Below are 19,479 nucleotides of genomic sequence, written 5' to 3'. Positions count from 1 at the left end.
AATTTAGATGGTTATAACCAGTCATATTTATTTGCTACTCAATGAGATCCATATCCTGAAGCAATGCACTAGGCAGCTCTTTTTTAGTCTTAAGGCCAAGATTTTTTAACTTGGTGGCTTGAACTACCAAATTATCATTGCCGGTGCTTAATTGCTTATAGGCACTTCTGTACTTTTCCCCTGCTTTATCAATAGACTGTCCCACCGCCTCAAGGTTCTCAATAAAGCCTACGAACTTATCATAAAGTTTGGCACCTCTTTCTGCAATCTCCAGTGAATTTCTATTCTGATACTCTCGTTTCCATAAATCTACAATCATTTTCAAGGAAGTGATGAGATTCGTGGGACTAAGGAGTATTATTCTCTTGTCATAAGCAAAATTCCATAGATCCGAATCCCCTTGTATTGCCGTGATGTATGCAGGCTCGCTTGGAATAAACATCATAACGAAATCTAGGGCTTTATCATAATCATCATAGCCTTTTGCACTTAGTGCTACAATGTGATTTTTTATAGCGGATACATGCGCCTCCAGTTCCTTTTTCTGTTGATCCACATCATCGGTTGCAATCAATCTGGTAAAGGCATTTAATGACACTTTGGAATCGATTATTACATTTCGATTATCTGGGTATTTGATTACAGCATCAGGACGCATTTTCTTGTTTTCCAAATCAGAGCGTATTGCCTTGCCGTTTTCATCTAGTAACTCATGTTCAATAAAGTACTGTTCGTTTTTTCTAAGCCCTGATTTTTCCAGAATACTTTCCAGTATCATTTCTCCCCATCGACCTTGGGTTTTTGCTTCACCTTTTAACGCCTTCGTTAGATTTTTGGCTTCTTGGCTTATTTCCTGATTAAGAACCGCTAATTCCTTAACCCTTTCTCCTAAGGAGAATCTTTCTTTTGATTCAATATTATAGACATCATCCACCTGTTTTTTGAAGTCCTCAATGTTTTTCCCTAGTGGTTCCAATATGTTTTTTAGATTGGTTTTGTTGAGTTCTGTGAATCGCTCTGTTTTTGCATCAAATATTTTATTGGCAATATTTTCAAATTCAAGATTGAATTTTTTACCCATGTCTTCCATGGCATCCATTTGACGCTTCAATTTTTCTACTAGGGCTTCGTTATTGGCTTTCTCAGTGGCCAGTAGCTGCTGTGTCTGATTCAAGTCCATTTTCAGGCTTTTCATCTCCTCTTTTAGGGATGTCACCTCTTTTTGCTTCTCCTCTAACATCATAAAATTCGCGTCTTGATTGGCTTTAACCTTGGCTAGTTCCTGATGATTCTCCTTTAATTCATAACGCACAGATGATAGATTCTCTTCAGTTAGAACCCGTTCTTTTTCCATTTCAGTGATTTTTTCCTTTGCTGTTTCTAATTGAACTTGTACCGTTGCCCTATAGGTTGCAACTTCCACTTCAAGTTCATTGTATCTTTTTTGTCCGTCTTCTCTTTCAGATTGATATTTTGATACCAGCTTTGATTTGGTCATGAGCCATCCCAACAATAGACCCACCATAATTCCGGCTACTAATATTATGATTTCCATTTTTCCCCTCCGTATACAACATCACCGCTTAATATTCATTGTACTTAACTTGAATGACTTTTTCTAAAGAGATTATCTTATTAGGCTTTTACTCACTAATAGATTCACTTACCACCTATCATTATTACAGAAAATGACTTACTGTTTTTCTTGTGATAATATAATGGCACTATAAGGAGCGATATCGATATTTGCCTGTGACAAAAAATCATCCTTCTCATTTGCTTTTGATTGAATAATATGATGTCCAATGCCACCAAAGTCCTTGTCATAGTTTTTACCATCGCTATTAAGTCTAACTATCCACTTGCCGACGGCAGGTAGATCTATCAGATAGTTTTCATAGACATGTGATGAGAAGTTTGCCACAACGACAACACTGTCTAACGGTCCACCTAAATCCCAACGATGCCAAGCGATAATCTTGTCGTCCTGGTTTATGTGGTATACATCTACCTCTTGACCGGTGAGTCCTTTTGTTTGACCACCACAATTCAATCGAAGTTTAATCAAATCCTTATACAATTGGAGTATCCCAGTGAACTGTTCTTTTTTCGTCCAATCAATGGGGTCTTGATCATGAAACCAGTCGTCTTCAAGAAATTCCTGACCCTGAAAGATCATAGGAATTCCCGGTGTTGTGAAAATAAGCACCGCTCCTAGTGTTGATTTCTTTTTTGCTGCCCATGATGATGCGTTTCCCGGATCGACTTCTTCGGGTATACGTGCTTTGCCATTGGCCACTTCGTCATGGGATTCCGTATAGATGACCCGCTCAAAAGCATTCAGGTGGTAGCGATGCAAAATAGCATTTCGAATGGCATCCATATCTCGGTGAGCGTCATCAGCCCCTATCAAGGCAGTTCGAATAGCATGTACAAAAGGGGCAGCCCACTGCGAACTAAAACCGGCACCTCCATCATTCTGAGACTTTGTAAGATATGCGTTGTTCTGAAGATCCTCGGCAATAGTGAAAGAATGGGGATTATATTTTCTAATTTCTTCGTTTATCCACTGCATAAGACTCCAACCTTCTGGTAGATCACTTTGAGAATCCTTGTTATGGCCGTACACATTACGGATAAAAGCGGTCATGTCCCAACGCAGACCATCCACATCATACTCTTGAAACCACATCAAGGCATTGTCACAGATATATTCCCTTACTTCATTACGTCCATAATCCGGCCGCGTTTCTCCCCATGGGGTAGTTGATCGCCAGTCATTATAGAAGTAAATGCCTCCCTTCTCGTTTTCATGCCAACCATCAAACTGCCACAAATCAAGGTCACTGGGGCCAAAGTGATTGTAAACCACATCCACAATAACTGCAATTCCGAGTTTGTGGGCCTCATTAACAAATTCTCTGAAATTCTGTGGCACTCCATAATTACTTTCTACTGCAAAAATATGAGATGGGTTGTATCCCCAGGAGTATCCACCTGCGAACTCAGCCAGTGGCATTATTTCAACAGCATTAATGCCAAGTTCCTTAAGATAGGCCAAGCGTTTGATAGCACCTTCTAAGTCGCCTTGACCAGGTTCTGTACCTTGCTTCCCAAAGGTTCCGATATGGAGTTCATAAATTATCATTTCATTCAGTTTTGGAGGCATAAACATTATTTCTTTCTCAGTTCGTTCGGATTTGACAATAATCGCATTGCCCACTGAGTTGGTTACCTGATGTGCATAAGGATCAATTCGAAGATACTCATTATTTTCATTGACAATACGATATCGGTATTCATCACCAAGTTTAGCTTCGGGTATATCAATAGACCACCATCCGTTTTCATTTTCCCTCATCTGATTCTCAGTCTTCTCCCATTTATTGAAATCTCCAACGACAAACACCGCGTCTGCATTAGGTGCCCACACAGTAAATCGGTATCCTTTTTCGATAGGTGTTGAGCCTTTTTTGTTAGAATATCCCATATCTTCATCCTCCTTAACTCAGATGGTCTTATTGTATCCTTCCATAATCTTCTCTGATTCAATATAAAAGTGCCTTTTCTTATTAAAGATTTTCAGAGACCATCCTTTATAGAAGATCCATTTTTTGTCAAAATCATTCATTCTATTTTCTTTACATCCTGAAACTCAACCAAACACATACACTTTTTATGCCAACGCTCTTGTTGCTTCTTTGATAGGTTTAGCTTACCTTGGTTTTCCTCTATGATTTTGTACAAGATCTTTTCCTTGTCATCACAATAAACTAAATGTACCAAAATAATCACCTTACCTTTAATAAATATACTACACGCTTATCATTATAACCTACTAGAATAGAATCAACTATTTATACTTCCTAAGCCATGCATCCAAGAGATTCTCAAATTGATCCGGTTGTTCTAAGAAGAAGGAATGGCTTGCATTTGTTAACAAACTGACGGTAGCTTTTGGATACTTATTGAGCCTATTTAACATGTCTTTGTACCCCACCACATTATCCTGATAACCTAGAAATATGAGTGTTTTATGGCGATGAATCATGTGACTGTTCTCGATAATGGTACTTAGATATTCATTGTCATACAAGGCTTTAAGAAAGGATCTATCTGCAAGTGCGATTGCTCTTGAGAAATCCGCTTCTGTACGTTGACAGGTCCTCTTGTTAATGACCACCATCTCACTCAAATAGCTTTTTTGCTTTTCTTCACTTAATGTCACAAAATACGAATGGTCAATCTCTTGATTGATTATTTGTGCTTTTTTTCTCAAGTTAGATTCAGGTATGACGACTGGGCATATAAGTACCTCACCTATGACTTGTTCATTTAATAACTTGGCAATCCCCTGTGCCAAATACCCACCATAAGAGTAGCCCATAATAATAAAAGGAAGTTCACCTATGAGCACTTCTATGACTTCAGATAGTAGCCTAATCATGGTATCTGTTGTGTTCTTTAGATTATGAGCTGGTGATTGGCCCATACCCGGTAAATCAATATAGATTCTTTTAAACCCATCTAATTTTATCGTGGTGTCCTCAATTGCATGCTCCATAGTGATGGTGTCCAAATATAGACCATGAAGTATAATAAGGGGAAGTCCTTTGCCCACACTTGTGTAATGAATGGTTTGTCCTTGCACTTTAATTAACATAATGCCTCCATATGTCATTTAATCTTTCATCCAGTATACTACAAACAAAATATATCTGTCTGTACCCTCTTCTATTATATGATTCTATAATGTTTTTTTGGTGCATCAAAGTATTTTTGCTATGGTTGCTCCAAATATCACAAAATTACCACTTTTATAATCAGGCCACCTACTATTCCAAATAAAAAACTTATGAGGGTGCCATATAGATAATATTCAGAAAAGGCTTTATCCTTGAGTTCTTCATATCGTGCCAATGATTTTCCCGCCAATATTAACCCCATAGCTGCATACTGTCCTACTACTACGAAGATAATCACGAGTATTCTTTCAATAATCCCAATCTTTATACCTATTTTCATTTCCTTTTCATTCAAATGCCTGGTTTTTTCCGGAATTTCTTCTACATTTGTTTCAAGGTGATCTACTGCGTCAACTACTAGGCCATCTATTGTTTCACTTTCAGATTTAACAACTCTTAGATTCTCTAGCATAAATGAAATAATGTGTCCTGAGATGTATGAAAAAAATATAATTACAATCAACACACCTAGTATACTTGATGTTATATCTGGTATCCACCATTTACCCTGATTACTTGATGTTGCATAGTTTCCAAAAATCTTAATATATTTGCTTTCATATATAATAACAAACCAACTACTCACTAAATAAATTATGCCTAAATGGGCAATCTGGTCTGCTAGAAATTCAACAAACCTATGACGACTTGATTTCCTTTGATATTCTAATTTAAGGTGATCAAGGAGTAAATGCCCAAGTGTTATTAAAGCTGTCATTGCCAGTACTGAGTACCATTCTTTATAAAATAGATGTAATATTTGCATTACAGTAAACACAATGATACCATGTTCCAATATAGGATTATTAATAGATATTTTCTTTTGATTCTCTAAATAAAACTGATTCTTTCTTGTCACCAGCCTATCACTTTGTAACACAAAATCTGCAATAAAGTGGGTCAATATTAAAAATAATATAACTTTCATAACTGGTCTCCTCTATTTAATTATTGACATCTTAAAATTTATATCCCTATCTATTCGAAGAGTTTATTGGTTCCTCAGTTATTCCGAGCAGTCTTTAGGCTCCTCATATAGTCCTAGTAGTCTAAAAACTCCTCAGCAAAGCGATTTGCATAAAATCAGCATATAATCATTCAATCAAGTCTTTATATTCTTCAATTATAATTTTAATATTCTTCTCAAATTCTTCTAAAATAGACCAATTCCCCACACTAGCACGCTTTGTATAGGCTGATGATGAAATACCATTTATCTTATCTAACTTACGAAAGCTACCATACTTTTCTTTCAAATATACCGCTTCATAAGTCTTATCACGCCATCTTTCAAGTATCGTATCATAAAGCAAAATCTGATTGTTGACTAGAAGATCAAAGGCTTCACTACCACTCGTCAGATAGGACAATCCACTTTTACCAAATAGGGCATGCTTACTCAAATACTTAATTGAATCTCTAGCATTATGAAAGGCAGAACCATTAAGCTTCCATGGATCCTTCTTTTCTATATTTTCTTCATTTTCTATATCACCAATGCCTATTCCTAATCTAACTTTTATTGGATAAAAAGCTTCTCTAATATAGCGGATGTTCTTAACAAATTCACCATCAAGCTTAATCACACCTTGTATCTCATCACCAAGGAGCACTTTAAAGTCTGTCAAAAAACTACCATTCCTTAAAGTGTCATTGTTTAATTTAAGAACCCTTTGTTCAAGGAATTCTGTTACATTCTCCATTTTTTTTGAGGATATACAATCTATTGTAAATACCACATATTTCATTTTGGACTTCCTCCATAATTCAAGATTGTTTTCGCACCACTGTAGTCGTGAACACTTCTTTTCATATTCTAACTTACCTATAAACATATCACAATTTTACAGAATCCACCAATGCATTTTGATGATACCTTGACTTTAATTTTTATTTTTGCAAACGGTTCGGATATACTGCAAGAGTGTGGGTTTTCCATCATGAGGTTCTCCAACATAGGTTTGTGACATTTTAGCAAATGTTGTTATTCGGCTTACGCCTGCTCTGTAGAACAAATTGGATAAGTCATCATAGTCCTCTTCATGACAAGCTAAACCGGCTGTTTGAAGATGGCCTTTATGTTTACGCAGTATGGATAATAGCTCTGATCGCTTCATGGGCATGAGCCATATATTTCTATACAGTGGTGATGCTTTCAGAGATGGTTGGGTATCTATCATAATACTAAAATCTTTATGTTCGCTCTCTATAAGTTGTTCTTGTCCAAGTACTGATGCCATTTTAACCAATTCTTTGGTCCATGTTATTTCTGCTTGGTCATGGATTTGAATCGTTGCTGCCGGATATTTTTTTGCTTGTTCTGTCATTGCCTCTTCTAGTTTCTTTCCGCATGCATCTATGACTGCCATGTCATCCGTTTCAACAAATAAGCACTGAGGTGAAGTGCAAAATTGTTGATCACTCAAACATATTTCTTCTGCAAATTGTTCGAGTGAAGAGGTTAAATGTTGACCCGGCGTTAAATACGCAAAGCTCAGACGATGCCCCCACTGGATAATGGGTAGATGGGCTGGTGCTATTTGACGAATGCCATGGATTGCTTTATCTGAACCCCATACAACAATAGCATCAGCAACATTCCCTAATTTTTTTAATATCTCGACATCTTCCGATGAAATATCAAACACATAGATATAAGGCGCCAGTCTTGGTTCAATAACGACTAATCGCTTAAGTAGTGTTAATGAGATGCTACCTTCATAAGATGGTAATTTTAAGACATTGATGTTGCCTGTAAGTAGGCCTTCTAGGACACTTAGTACCGACAGAGCAAGGACATTTCCTGCACCAATATGAAAAAGAACGCCTAAAGGCTGTTGCCTTTCTTGTATGCCTGGTTCAACCTCCACCCATTTATAAAAATCTTCACCTAATTCACGAACTATTTTTTGATGCAAGGCTGCAGGGGTCAAGCTTTTTTTAATGGATTGGATGAAGCCTTCAGCTTTCCAATCCGCTTTTCCATTATCAATAAATAGCTGTTTAAAATCCGCAAAATCCGTTTGTTCCACCAGTGTCCAGATGGCTCTGATAACCATTTCTGTATCCAGTGGCGGTAACAACAAGTCCTCATTAATTATATCATCCAGCTGTAGTAAATAATAATCCAATTCATTTTCTCTAATCACGCGTCCTCTAAATATGTGTTCCATTTTGACCTCCCAATAACTCACTTGCCGAGCTTGCACAAGTTTTAGATACACGGGTACCTGCTCTTCCTAGTATTTCAAAATAGGGTGTTGTGATACCACACCCACATTGACTGCCATCTCTAAGTACTGCCATATCTCCCATGAGGACTGAGGATAAGGGCATGGAGGATACCAGAGGGCTAATAAAGTTAAGAAAGCCGGCTTGGTTGAAGCCCAATGGTTCCAGGGTGTTCACATCACGAATAAGCACCCTACTCCAGATCGGTACGTGCATACGATGATGACGACACTCCGGGTAGGCAACACTATGTTCCACTGCACTATAGAAATCTCGACAATTTTCAGACGGTATGCCAAGCATTTCTTCAACCAGAGCGTAGAGCGCTTCTTTTTGTATGGCCATGTCCTTATACTTTTTCCAACCACCACCTGTAAAAACTATAGACCTTTTACTCAGTTTAAGTGGTGGCATATTCATTTCTTTCATAGCCGTTAACATCATATATAGATAGGAAGGAAACCCCATGATACGCACCGGTAGCCTTTGTCTGGCATAGCGCTTCAAAGCGCTCATGACACCAAAATAGTCGATTTGATAGGCATCTCCTATGGACCGAATAGCAAAAACCTTCTCCTTAGCAGGGGCCAACCTGGTCATCCCCGTAAGAACTTTTACATTTCCCATCTCATTACCTGCTTTGGGTTCATAACCAAGTATAAGGTAATTGGTTGGTATGATTGAGACAAATTTATGATACAACATAGCTTTTATGATCATTTTTGTACCCAGCTTTAGAGTGCTTTTATCTATAAATATCTGACTCTTTTGTCCCATCGTTCCTGAGGATGTGGCATGGATTTTTATTTCTTCTTTTTCTATACTTCTTATTTCATGGGTCTTAAAAAAATCTACGGGTATAGCCGGAATAGATGCAATATCCTCTATCTTTTTTAGTTGATCTGACGTATACCCTATATTCTGAATCAATTCTTTGTAAAACGTACAATGGTACTCATGATGCTCAACAGATTCCCTCATGGCAGCCAAAAAGAGGTCTTCACTTCCCTCTAAGTCATATATTTTTTTATACCTAAAAAGTTTTTCTCTAAAATTCATGATTTCCCTCTCATACAATAAGTCTCTGCATTAACTCTAACCTAAAATTCCTAAATACGCTTTATAAGTATACTCATTACCATACATTTTAACATTTATATATAATAAAAACTACCACATTAAGATTTCTTAATGTGGTAGTTTTGTTCACTTCTTTACTCTAAACTACATTTTATTTCATCTGTATCTATGGAGCTATAAAGTATACTTGTAGAATAGCACCATTCGTAGTTTCGTCATATATATCATTTGGATCAGCATAATGATCACGTACAAAGAAATTTATTACGTATTCATCTCCGGGAATGAGTGCCGTTGATTGACTAAGTTTCATTATTTTTGAAGCCGCCTCAGTAAATACTACTTCATCAACCCATTCATAATGACTTTTTGTCAAATTATAGACACCAACGTAATAACCAAGAGGCTCAAATTCTAATTTATCCGCATTGTTCCATCCATAATTAAATTCAAGCAAACTATTTTCCACATTGGTCACTATAACATATGGGCCACCCGCAGGATTTACTATTTTAAGTGAATCACCTGTTTGAATGCCTGCTTCAGCAAGTACAGGAAGACCGAAACCCATTGCCACTGTCAATGCCAATACTAAGATCATTGATAAAATCTTTTTCATCAAATCCACACTCCTTTTTCATGATTCATCCGTCTATTTATATCACATGATTTCAATTGTTTAACTCTATATGATATAAATAATTGATTTGAATGTCTTTAGCACTTATAACAATTAATACTGTAATATCATATAAATGATCCTACATCTGCCTCCTTTATTATCAATTAAATACGCCTAGTTTAATTTAAGTTCGCTTCTACTCTATGCAACAAATCGAAAGTTTGTATTCAGTATTATGAGCTTCCAGTATCCAGTTGGACCTCCCAGTGGTAGTTCTCTCTTATCTGATTTCGTGATGAAGCTGATCAAATCATCACCTAAATAAATAACCCACCATACATTAAATGTACCGTGGATTATTTTTCATTTACATCACCCGGTGGGTGATAAAAGTGGGTGATTTTACATTCTAGGGTTTTCATCGAAATACTGTTTCAAAAGGAAACGTGAGTTTACACCCATTTTTTCATAAACACTCTTAAGCTGTGTTTTTACAGTATTGGGTGATATATAGAGTCTTTCTCCTATTCTTTTATTTGAATATCCTTCTGCAGCAAGCTGTGCTATTTCCTCTTCACGTTTAGTCAGATTTGGCTTGCTCTCTATAAAATACCTACTAATAATTTGTTCCATTGAATTATGATATGGTTTATATATCGCTAATATCTGTTTAATATGCTCACGATAAATATCGTGCAGATATAATGCATCAAGGAGGGGCTGTATGTAATCACAATTTTCTACAAAGGGCATATATACCTTATCAGCAACAGCCATATCAAGAGCTTTCTTTAAAGCTTCAATAGCTTCGCTCCTGCGAAATATGTGTTCTTCTGCTGCAGCAACATAAATCATGGTATAGATTTTGGCCAATATACTAGGAAAAATAGAGGCAATAGTTATAAAATATTCCACATTGCCCAAAAGCTTCAAATATTCACCCTTTATCAAAAAAAATCTTCCGAGGATTATATTAGAGAAGGCTCTCGCTGGAAAAAAAAGATGACTCGAATTAAAGGTACCCTCGGTCAGCCATTCAGGTATCTTACGATCTTGTCTCAAGCAAGCATTCACAAAACCAACACACATGTCAATTGTATACATCAATGGATACAATTGACTTTCTATTATTTCTTCATGCATCTTGTTAAATAAATATAGTACATGGTCATAATCACCCTTTACTAGGGTCAGCTTAACCTGTAAAAAAAGAGCAGAGATAATAATGTTCGGTTGAACTATTATGTTGGCCTGAACTTGTGCTTTATTTATTGCAATTTCTGCGTTTTCAAAATCACCCTTATTATAATACCACTCCGCTTCCATCACATACTCAGAACCCATCCCATGGCCATTGGTCAATTGATAATAATAAGGCATCGTTTCTTTCATTTCATGAACTTCTTGCTCTAGCTTTCCACTCTCTCTGTAGAATAAGTGCAACACTGATGGTGAACCAAATGTCCAGATATTTTTTGTATCTATAAAAACTGATGGTCGATTCATAAGCTTGCAAGCCTTTTTAAGATGTTCTGACATTCCCAAAATATGATTATAATGCGTAAAACTTTTTACAAATTCTAATTCCCCCATTAAATTATTCATACTTACAAGATCAAGTCTACTGCTTTGTATCATTATGGTGATTTCTTCACATACTTTTGGGAACAAACTCATTTCATTAAATCTTATTAATGTCATCGCATAAACAAGCAGCGCGACTAAATTATTCTGTTTGTATTCGTAAGGGCATTCCTCAAAATATTTTATAATCACTTCTTTATGCTCTAAGAAAAAACTTTCACCTTTATCAAACTCGACTGCCAAAAGCAGATTTTCAAAATCTCCAACTTTATAAAAATAGTGCATAGCAGCCAAATATTCATTATTTTTCAAACACCAATCTCCAGCTCTCTTATTAAGTTTTTCCTTATAACCCGCATCCTTATCCGCAAGTATATTTTGAAGAAAATTAATAAAAATATGATGTATATGATATGATTTGGTGTTGATATTATAATTGACAAAAAGATTTTTCCTAGTTATGTCCTCTAAAATAAGATTTGCATCTTCATTCTCCCATACGAATACAGCTTGGGTCTTGGTAAAACTATCAAAGATACACATATGTATGAGAAAATCTTTTACCTCTTGAGCAAGTGGCTTGTATATAGCGTTGTCAACCAGTTTATAAATATTATTCGTGGTCAAAAATCTTCCCTCTGTTTTATAGTTGATTAGTAAAAGGTACAAAGCACTTATCCAGCCTTCTGTGGTCGCATACAATTTTTCAGCATCACTATTATTGATGCTGACTCCGCATGTACTATAGTATTTAACTATTTCATTTGGCACAAGCTCTAGATGATCTTTTCTTATATAGAGTAAATAGCCCTTTAGTGTAAGTTCCTCCATATTGGGAAAATCAATAAATCGTGCTGTTAAGACAATATGAAATCTATCGATTTCATTGATTACAAGAAATTCAATGAACCTTCCCACCTCAGTTCCATTTAAATGGTGGTAATCATCAATAAAGAGTACTGTTTTTTCAGGTATTTCTACTTCTTCAATAAGTTTTAATACCTCTCGCATAGATAATATGTCAAACGGAAATCCAAGCCGTGCAAGACTTTGGGCACAATTGGAATTGATTTTGCTAAACAAAAAGTAGAGGTCATTCCAGAAACTATTAATCGAACTGTCATAAACCTTTTGCCACAAAACATTCGCATGAGCAAAGTTAAGATGCTCCCTAACCGCTATGGTTTTTCCATAGCCCATAGGTGCTTCCACTATTGTGAGTGGATAATTGAAGATTCCATTCATTGATTCAGTTATCTTTTCAGAAAAATATAGGCCTCTGTTATTATTTTGTTTATACAAAGTCGCTCTCTCCTTCTAGAAATCTTCGTATTCCATCCTCTAGCTAATTCTGTTAAATTGAAAATTATTCAATATGACCTTCTTTACCAAATGACACCACAAAAAACCTCATTTTATATAAAAATAAAAAGAGGAAAAATTGATTTTGATAAAAAACCTTGTTTTGCATCTTCTTCCGCTGTGCTTCGGCGATATAAGAGATGATCAAGATTTCGAGTCATATGGTACAATTTCAAATTAGTCATCGCCCTTTTAAATATTTCATATATTTCTTCCGACTTTTTCTTGACTATATTATACCAAATCACTATCGCAATAGCTAGCGAAGTCATATGGTTTTATAAATGCGTGCCACTGGCACCCTTGCTCTCAGGCCACGTTCGATTCTTCGTCTATTAAAAAACGACTCACACTTTGTGTGAATCGTCTTTTAATGGAGGTGAGGGGAATCGAACCCCTGTCCGAAAACCCGTTCATGAAAGTTTCTCCCATCAGAGTCATTATTTTGACATTCCCTCTGCCAAGCGCCTAATGACAGGCTCATGGTTTTAGTAGCTTAATTAAGTTCTTTTGCTACCTCAAAGCATTGGTAGAAAAGTTCCTCGCCCAATCGTTGCCCAGACCCTAAGTGGCGAGTTGCCTAGGAAGGACACCGCAGCCTAGGCTGCGAAAGCTAAATTATCTTCAGCGTTTAATTTAATTTTACCAGCTTTTAACGTAGCTCCGGTGTCTACGGATGGCTTCCTTCACTGCAGTGATCCCCGTCGAAACCTGTACACCCCCGGGTTTACAGGCGGTCTCTTGGACCTTTTATAATTAGTAGGTCTTCCTACAGATTATCAACTTTGAATTGCTTTTCAGCCATTCTTTTTTGATCTTTTTTGGCAATGTCCTGTCGTTTGTCATGGAGCTTCTTGCCGCGTGCTAAACCAATCTCCATCTTCATTCGACCTTTTTTTAGGTAGATTTTAAGCGGCATGATGGTATAACCTTTTATGGCAACCGCACCCATGATCTTATTGATCTCATAACGGTTTAATAAGAGCTTTCTGGTTCGCATCGGGTCTTTATTAAAGATATTACCCTTTTCATAAGGTGTGATGTGCATGTTGGTGACAAAAATCTCACCATCTATAACCCTTACAAAGCTCTCTTTTATGCTGCCTTTTCCCAGTCTTAAAGACTTGACTTCTGTTCCTGCAAGTACCATACCTGCTTCATAGGTCTCGTCAATAAAATAATCGTGATAGGCTTTTTTGTTTTGCGCTATGATTTTATAAGCTTCTTTTGCCATGGTTCACACTCTTTCCAACTAAAAGATTCACTTGAATCTTTCTTCCAAATCTATGCTGCAAGACATATTATAACATATTCTATAAGCTTTACAAGGGCAAAGCCATTACAATTATGTTACCTAAACAGCTGGTGTCTCTTCTGCAGCCTCTGTCGGTCCTTCTTCTGATACGGAAAAATCAATGTTACGCTCTTCCACATTACATCGTTCTACTTTAACATTAATTAAGTCACCTAGGGCATAGATTTTCTTGGTGCGCTCACCGACATACATATACTTAAGTTCGTCATGAACATAATAATCATCGTTTAGGGCGGTGACATGAACCAGACCTTCAATGGTATTTGGGAGTTCTACATAAAGACCCCATCCGGTGACACCGGAGATGACACCTGTAAATACTTCTCCAATATGGCGTTGCATGTATTCCACTTTCTTAAGCTTAATGGTTTCACGTTCTGCTGTTTCAGCCCGACGTTCATACTCGGAATTCTGCTTGGTGACATCCGGTAAGATCTTCTTATAATGGCTGATGCGCTTATCGCTCATCTTACCTTTTAGGTTTTCTTTGATAATTCTATGAATCTGTAAGTCTGGATAACGACGAATCGGTGAGGTAAAGTGGCTATAATACTTAGCCGCAAGTCCATAGTGACCTTCACAATCCACTTCGTATTTGGCTTGTTTCATGGATCTAAGGGCCAATCGGCTGATTAAGATTTCTTCTTTGCTGCCTTCAATATCTATTAGAAGTTTCTGTATTTCTTTCGGGTGAACATCTTCTTTGCCTTTGATATGATAACCAAAGTTATAGATGAATTTACCAAGGGCTTGTATACGCTCATTGTCCGGCTCTTCGTGATTTCTGTATACAAAGGGTATCTCTTGCCAGAAGTAATGTTCAGCTACGGTTTCATTGGCTAGTAACATAAACTCTTCAATGATTTTCGTTGCCACATTACGTTCATAAACATAGATTTCAATGGGTGCACCAAACTCATCCAGCTTGACTTTGGCTTCCGGGAAATCAAAGTCGATGGAGCCCCGTTGTTTCCTCTTTGCTCTGAGTATAGCCGCTAAGCCTTCCATTCTATGGAACATATCCACAGAATCTTTGTAACGTTCTGTTAGCTCAGGATCTGATTTCTCTAAGATGCCTGAAACCGCTGTATAGGTCATACGCTCATCGACGTTAATGATGGTCTCATTAATGGTGTAATTAATGACTTTACCTTCTTGGTCAATCTCCATAATACAACTAAGGGCCAAACGGTCTACACCTGCATTTAATGAACAAATACCGTTAGACAGTTGTCTTGGTAGCATAGGGATGACCCGATCTACTAAATAGACACTGGTGCTTCTATTAAGGGCTTCTTCATCCATAGCACTGCCCTCTTTTACATAGTAGCTGACATCTGCAATATGAACCCCTAAACGGTAGCCTTGTTCGATTTTCTCTATGGTGATGGCATCATCCAAGTCTTTGGCATCTGCACCATCAATGGTCACTGTTTGGATATTTCTATAATCCAATCTACCTTCAGCTGCATCCTTAGGCACTTCTGTCGGTATCGTTAAGACCTGTTTCTTAACACTTTCCGGAAACTCTGTGGGAATCTCTAGATTCTTTACAATGGATAAAATAGCTGTGTCCGGATCATCCACATGACCGATAATCTCAACAATCTTACCCTCAGGCTTCCGGTCCTCACCACCCCAATCTGTAACCTTAACCACAACTTTATGACCTTTCATGGCCATCATGCTGTTGGATTTGGCTATGTAGATATCTTTTTGAACTTTTTTGTCGTCTGCTCGCACAAAACCAAAGTTGTCGCTTTGTTCGTAAAGTCCAACTAGGGTATCTTTGCCTCTTTCAAGTACTTTAACAATCTCACCTTCCGGACGCTTGCCACGGCTGTCTTTAAGCAACTTAATGGCTACCGTATCATTATGAAAGGCTGTGTTGACATATTTGGCAGGAATGAAAATATCATCCTCCTGTCCTTCTATAACCACAAAACCAAAGCCTTTAGGATGAGAAACAAATCTTCCTATTATTGGCTCTGGCGCATCATTGATCATGTATTTGCCGCGCTTGGTAAGAATAACCTTGTCTTCCTGAATGAGTGCCTGTAAGGATTGTTCCAGTTCTTTTTTTTCGTTTTTCGAAAGGTTTAGCAGTAATGCTAATTCCTTTAACTTAAGTGGTCTGTATTTTTTATCTTTAAACAAATCCAGTAACACTTCTTTTTGATCGATTTTCATATTCTTCACTTCCTAATCTTAGTATGGTTAAAGGGTAAAAATTCAACTATATAGTTTTGACACTTTAACCTTAGTATACCTCTATTATAGAGTACTTCAACACTTTTGTACATACTACCACTAAATTGTAGTATTCTGCGTGTTAAGCCTTTATGAGGATTTTTTAATGATGGCTTTTAATTAATCTTTGTTCCAAATAGCAAAAGAAAGGCTTATGAACATTTACATTCATATGCCTTTCTTTGCTAGCTTCTGCCATATCATAGAGTATTACATTTAAGGTAAAAGGGTCAAAACTACGTTTCACTAATTTACATACAACATATAGGTTACATTGATACACTCATAACTATATATTGTTTGTAAAAGTTCAACAAATCGTTTTGACTCTTTAACCATTTAATATTAATTTTTGGAGGTACTTACATGATATTCTGGTCTAACAAATCATTAAGGTCTTCATTAAGGTATTCCACAACCTTAACACTATAATTACCAAAAGCATCCACAGCATAAATGGTGATTGCACCTTTTGCTACAAATTTGTTGAGCTGAGTTGTTAATGTCACTTTCATATCGGAGTCAAGTAACACTTGATTGCCCTGATTACTCAAAACGCGTATGGTCTGTTCGTTTGTTGCTGCTAAGACTTCGTTATAAGTTAACTTACCCTCAAAGACCTTGTAAGTTACTATGGTCGTCTTATCCGTTATGCTTATGTTGTGGTTAATTAGATTAATTGATGATTCTGCCGGATCAACAACCACATTGATAACCGGAGCCACTGTATCTAGTAAACCTACTGTTAATTTTTTAGATGTTATGGCTGATACCAAGTCTATGCTATCGCCTTGTTCTCTGGTGCGGATCTGATTAATCCCAACCTTAAAATCATAATCCAATTGGTCACCTAGGGTGGTTGGTGGGGTTAATACACCGTAAGCCACATACTTGCCTGCTGGCAATTGGCTACCGTTATAACTGAGTCGTCCACTGTTCATTGTAAATCCTGATACAACATTGCCGGAAGCGTTTCTAACATCTGCGGTTCCTGAGGATGTGTTTAGGACAAAGGTATGATTGGAGCTGATAAAATCATCAAACAAAGTCATTTCTACTTTTGTTAATGGTCTAACCAATTCGAAGCTGATCATTGTTTGTGTTGGTTCATTTAACAAATCTATGTTATGTTCTGAACTACCGTCTAGTGTTGTAATGGCTATGTCTTTAATCTTAAGCCGTTCAAAATTAACAACCTTATCGATTTGCGGGTTAGTATGGCTCAGCACCGCATCAAATACCATGTTCATATCGTTGTCAAGGCTGATACCACCATTATGGTTTGTCATCAGATAACCGCTCGGCATCGGAATAGACACTTTGTGAAGACCACTGGTAATACCTTCAACAACAATGATACCATCTTCAACTGTATACGGTTTTAGCATCCCGTTGATATAGAGTTCTACGTCCGTTATGGACGTATCAAAATCATCTGAAAAATCAAAGGTAAGTCGACCCATCTTGATGTCAATGGCCGCTGGATCAAGGCCTAGATTAGCGTAGTCAAAAATATTGCCTACTGAATTTGTCAATTGATAATCTACATTGTGGTCTAATCTAAAGTTACCTTCTTTTATGGCCTTAAACTCTAGTGGCACTTCTTTTTGCCATGTAAGATTCTCACTTCCTACAACACTTTTTGACTCTAGAATATTTAGGGATAGCTTATTATTGACGATACTCCAACCTGCCTCTAAGCTTGCCTGTTGCAGTGTCACAAATTCACTGATGGTTTGTCCTGATGTAGATTTGGTCATGTTTTTTACATTGATGGTTTTATAGTCAAAAGGTGCTTCATTATTATAGCTTAGACTATGGTTCATCTTAATAACATCACCTACTAAATAGCCGAATTGATTGTTGGCGTAGGTAACATTCACATTCACTTGGGGTTGATTGGTTCTTGGTGGTATAACGGTCATATTCTGCCCAAGAAATTCTGTTATAGTATTACCACTTAAGTCTCTATAGGTCAACATGGCATTGATGTTAATTGGAATCTCAACTTGACCACTACCCGTTGGATACACATGGTCCTTAACTCTAACTTTGTAACCAAAAGCATAATTGGTATCCACAACATTACCCAGATCCCAAGTGATGACTTGTCTACCATAAGCATCCACAGATAATGTATAATTCTGTGGTTGTATACTGCCTTCTACAACTTCAAATTCACTTTCGATGGTCTCTACTACTTTCGCATTGGTACCGACATAGTTGAGTTCTCCAACTATGGTATCAAAGATATCTGATAGCTGTCCTGTTTGAGATGCCTCAAAAAGGCCTGCGTTTTGCGCTTTGACCAATGTATCTCTTGCTACATTCTTGGTAGCTACGTACTCAATACCTTCAAAATAGCCAACGGCAATAACTTCTGCTACTGACTGGGCCGATTGTCCAGCTTGATAAGCTGCAATTGTATTGGTATTATGACTTGTGGGGTAGTTTAGGTTTTTCTGACTGTTGCTACCGCCTTGAGTTGCCACGCCATCTGTAAACAATATGATTACGTCTTGTTCGGAAGGGGTACCTGTTATTTGCTTTTTTGTTACCGTGTTCTCCGCATATTCAAAGGATTCTTTTATATTCGTAGCCCCATCGGATATTTGCCAGAACTCCCAGGCATATCGATAACCATTGTTCCAATAAGATGAGAAATTACTGTGATAGTTATAGTAGAGGTCTCTATATTGAAATACCTTCTTTATTTCATTCAAAGTTTCTGTTTTGTTATTATAATACTTCCAATTATCGTTCTTATTGGCATTGGTTCCAAAAGAAACAATCGCCATATTTGAATTAGGATAGGTTGCATAAACTTCATTCACAAACTTATTTACCGCTTTCCATACGGCATCGGCAACCGGTTTGTTGGTTGACGGGTCTATACGCAACATGGAATTGGAACGGTCAAGAACCAAAACAATATCAAGACCTGTTGTTACCTGTTCATAGGACACAGAAAAATTATAACCAATATCAAAGATTCTCTCACCGGCATCGGACAAGGTCACCACCGGTGTATCTTTCGTTATGGTTACTGTTGTATTCACATTTCCATAAATAGGTATACCCATCTGTAATACCCATATAAATGCCATTAAGAATCCAATTTTCTTTTTGATGTTTGCAGTTACTTTCATACTTAACGCCTCCAGTTCCTATTATTATTCATTGGGCTTATGATCATCTGATTTATACTATCTCACATTATGCTTTAATTTTATTTGTATCATATTACTAAATTATATACCCCTTATACACTGCTAGTCAATTAAGATTAT

The 19,479-nt window shown here is 37.0% G+C and carries 12 protein-coding genes and 1 other RNA gene; all 13 read right to left on the bottom strand.

The features are described from left to right. Positions 1–34: 34 nt before the first annotated feature. A complete protein-coding gene (gene rmuC / locus P0N36_RS08830) occupies positions 35–1,555 on the bottom strand; it encodes a DNA recombination protein RmuC (protein WP_275842482.1) in 1,521 nt (506 codons plus the stop codon). 138 nt (positions 1,556–1,693) lie between these two features. Then, a complete protein-coding gene (locus P0N36_RS08825) occupies positions 1,694–3,490 on the bottom strand; it encodes an alpha-amylase family glycosyl hydrolase (protein ID WP_275842481.1) in 1,797 nt (598 codons plus the stop codon). A gap of 363 nt (positions 3,491–3,853) precedes the next feature. Next, positions 3,854–4,663, bottom strand: coding sequence for an alpha/beta fold hydrolase (locus P0N36_RS08820; RefSeq protein WP_275842480.1), 810 nt, complete (start codon positions 4,661–4,663; stop codon positions 3,854–3,856). 137 nt (positions 4,664–4,800) lie between these two features. Continuing rightward, positions 4,801–5,673 carry a DUF3307 domain-containing protein gene (locus tag P0N36_RS08815; RefSeq protein ID WP_275842479.1) on the bottom strand — a complete coding sequence of 291 codons (873 nt, stop codon included), beginning with the start codon at positions 5,671–5,673 and terminating at the stop codon, positions 4,801–4,803. Between the two features lie 166 nt (positions 5,674–5,839). Continuing rightward, on the bottom strand, positions 5,840–6,493 hold the full coding sequence (locus P0N36_RS08810; RefSeq protein WP_275842478.1) for a SatD family protein: 654 nt from the start codon (positions 6,491–6,493) through the stop codon (positions 5,840–5,842). A gap of 135 nt (positions 6,494–6,628) precedes the next feature. After that, positions 6,629–7,918, bottom strand: a complete 1,290-nt coding sequence (locus tag P0N36_RS08805; RefSeq protein ID WP_275842477.1) for an acyl-CoA reductase — start codon at positions 7,916–7,918, stop codon at positions 6,629–6,631. Further along, positions 7,902–9,035, bottom strand: a complete 1,134-nt coding sequence (locus tag P0N36_RS08800; RefSeq protein ID WP_275842476.1) for a LuxE/PaaK family acyltransferase — start codon at positions 9,033–9,035, stop codon at positions 7,902–7,904. The genes P0N36_RS08805 and P0N36_RS08800 overlap by 17 nt, the downstream gene beginning before the upstream one ends. Before the next feature lie 187 nt (positions 9,036–9,222). After that, positions 9,223–9,675: a hypothetical protein gene (locus tag P0N36_RS08795; RefSeq protein ID WP_275842475.1), complete on the bottom strand. Its 453-nt coding sequence runs from the start codon at positions 9,673–9,675 to the stop codon at positions 9,223–9,225. A 405-nt stretch (positions 9,676–10,080) separates the two neighbouring features. Then, positions 10,081–12,402 carry a LuxR C-terminal-related transcriptional regulator gene (locus tag P0N36_RS08790; RefSeq protein ID WP_275842474.1) on the bottom strand — a complete coding sequence of 774 codons (2,322 nt, stop codon included), beginning with the start codon at positions 12,400–12,402 and terminating at the stop codon, positions 10,081–10,083. Positions 12,403–12,995: 593 nt separating this feature from the next. After that, positions 12,996–13,347: a transfer-messenger RNA gene (gene ssrA / locus P0N36_RS08785) on the bottom strand. Positions 13,348–13,393: 46 nt separating this feature from the next. Next, a complete protein-coding gene (smpB, locus tag P0N36_RS08780; RefSeq protein WP_275842473.1) occupies positions 13,394–13,858 on the bottom strand; it encodes an SsrA-binding protein SmpB in 465 nt (154 codons plus the stop codon). A gap of 120 nt (positions 13,859–13,978) precedes the next feature. Then, positions 13,979–16,129, bottom strand: a complete 2,151-nt coding sequence (rnr, locus tag P0N36_RS08775) for a ribonuclease R (RefSeq protein WP_275842472.1) — start codon at positions 16,127–16,129, stop codon at positions 13,979–13,981. Between the two features lie 422 nt (positions 16,130–16,551). Further along, entirely contained in the window at positions 16,552–19,338 is a 2,787-nt protein-coding gene (locus P0N36_RS08770; RefSeq protein WP_275842471.1) for a vWA domain-containing protein, read from the bottom strand. Positions 19,339–19,479 lie beyond the last annotated feature (141 nt).

It is taken from the genome of Petrocella sp. FN5, assembly GCF_029210395.1.
Taxonomy (GTDB): Bacteria; Bacillota; Clostridia; order Lachnospirales; family Vallitaleaceae; genus Petrocella.
The sequence above is the reverse complement of the archived record's forward strand: the minus strand, read 5'-3'. Positions and strand labels throughout refer to the sequence as shown.

What these genes read in the sequence shown, in the direction of transcription:
- rmuC (WP_275842482.1), bottom strand. Translation starts at nt 1,555, where the DNA reads ATGGAAATCATAATATTAGTAGCCGGAATTATGGTGGGTCTATTGTTG.
- P0N36_RS08825 (WP_275842481.1), bottom strand. Translation starts at nt 3,490, where the DNA reads ATGGGATATTCTAACAAAAAAGGCTCAACACCTATCGAAAAAGGATAC.
- P0N36_RS08820 (WP_275842480.1), bottom strand. Translation starts at nt 4,663, where the DNA reads ATGTTAATTAAAGTGCAAGGACAAACCATTCATTACACAAGTGTGGGC.
- P0N36_RS08815 (WP_275842479.1), bottom strand. Translation starts at nt 5,673, where the DNA reads ATGAAAGTTATATTATTTTTAATATTGACCCACTTTATTGCAGATTTT.
- P0N36_RS08810 (WP_275842478.1), bottom strand. Translation starts at nt 6,493, where the DNA reads ATGAAATATGTGGTATTTACAATAGATTGTATATCCTCAAAAAAAATG.
- P0N36_RS08805 (WP_275842477.1), bottom strand. Translation starts at nt 7,918, where the DNA reads ATGGAACACATATTTAGAGGACGCGTGATTAGAGAAAATGAATTGGAT.
- P0N36_RS08800 (WP_275842476.1), bottom strand. Translation starts at nt 9,035, where the DNA reads ATGAATTTTAGAGAAAAACTTTTTAGGTATAAAAAAATATATGACTTA.
- P0N36_RS08795 (WP_275842475.1), bottom strand. Translation starts at nt 9,675, where the DNA reads ATGAAAAAGATTTTATCAATGATCTTAGTATTGGCATTGACAGTGGCA.
- smpB (WP_275842473.1), bottom strand. Translation starts at nt 13,858, where the DNA reads ATGGCAAAAGAAGCTTATAAAATCATAGCGCAAAACAAAAAAGCCTAT.
- rnr (WP_275842472.1), bottom strand. Translation starts at nt 16,129, where the DNA reads ATGAAAATCGATCAAAAAGAAGTGTTACTGGATTTGTTTAAAGATAAA.
- P0N36_RS08770 (WP_275842471.1), bottom strand. Translation starts at nt 19,338, where the DNA reads ATGAAAGTAACTGCAAACATCAAAAAGAAAATTGGATTCTTAATGGCA.